Origin of the sequence: Sporosarcina sp. E16_3, assembly GCF_017347125.1 — a bacterium.
GTDB lineage: Bacteria > Bacillota > Bacilli > Bacillales_A > Planococcaceae > Sporosarcina.
Map to the genome: position 1 here is coordinate 1 of NZ_JADPRX010000079.1, position 1,071 is coordinate 1,071.

Consider the following 1,071-nt stretch of genomic DNA (forward strand, 5'->3'; position numbering starts at 1 on the left):
GTCAAGCGGTTAAGACACCGCCCTTTCACGGCGGTATCACGGGTTCGAATCCCGTAGGGGTCACCATTACTTTTTCAAAACGAAGTTTTGAAAAGAGTGTTCCATATAGAACTTTATACAGCATCTTCAATTGGCTGAATATGGTATCGTTGGGGTATAGCCAAGCGGTAAGGCAACGGACTTTGACTCCGTCACTCGTTGGTTCGAATCCAGCTACCCCAGCCAAGATTTTAGCGTGTTGCCACGCGGAAATCTTTGCGACAAACACCAAAGGTGCTTGGAGCAATTGTTTTAACTGCACGAAGTACTTCTTCTATATAATAGAGAGCCATTAGCTCAGTTGGTAGAGCATCTGACTTTTAATCAGAGGGTCGCAGGTTCGAATCCTGCATGGCTCATCATTTACTTTAAATAAAGTATTGACAAAAGAATTGTATGGTGTATAATAAATTTTGTCGCTGAAGCAATGCGGTAGTGGCGGAATGGCAGACGCGCTAGGTTGAGGGCCTAGTGGGGGTTAACCCCGTGGAGGTTCAAGTCCTCTTTACCGCACCAAAAAAACTTGTTTAATAAAAAGGTCCTTTCACCTCGATGGACAGAGTGATACAATAAGAATAACTGGTTAACATTCAACTAACGTCGGATGTACCAATATTATGCGGGTGTAGTTTAGTGGTAAAACCTCAGCCTTCCAAGCTGATGATGAGAGTTCGATTCTCTTCACCCGCTCCATACTATTTTATGAAACAATTAAGTGATTATCACTTCGAAAGTTAATTTGAAATACTTGTTGACTTCGCGAAAAGGATATGCTAAACTTAAGAAGTTGTCGTTTGGTTGGCAACTAAATAAAGAGAGTGTTGGAGTTCGATTTAACTCCGATGCAAATGAACCTTGAAAACTGAACAGCAAAACATCAATGAAATACAGCGAGAGTGCTAACGCACTTGAGCAAAACGTTTCTAACTAAGTCAGCTTCGGTTGGTTGAAAAGAAACACACACAAGAATCTTCGGATTCGAGTCAGCAAGAAATGAGCTATTCATTTTCTTCTATTATGGAGAGTTTGATC

Annotated in this window: 4 tRNA genes; all 4 read left to right on the forward strand. The window is 41.4% G+C overall.

Going from position 1 to position 1,071, the window contains the following annotated elements:
• Positions 1 to 150 precede the first annotated feature (150 nt).
• The 4 genes from I2483_RS19170 (at position 151) to I2483_RS19185 (ending at position 732) form a co-directional block, all read left to right on the forward strand.
• Positions 151 to 225 (forward strand) — tRNA-Gln (locus tag I2483_RS19170).
• A gap of 100 nt (positions 226 to 325) precedes the next feature.
• A tRNA-Lys gene (locus tag I2483_RS19175) sits at positions 326 to 398 on the forward strand.
• Positions 399 to 468: 70 nt separating this feature from the next.
• Positions 469 to 555: transfer RNA gene (locus I2483_RS19180), tRNA-Leu, on the forward strand.
• A gap of 103 nt (positions 556 to 658) precedes the next feature.
• Positions 659 to 732, forward strand: a tRNA-Gly gene (locus I2483_RS19185).
• The last annotated feature ends 339 nt before the right edge of the window (positions 733 to 1,071 follow it).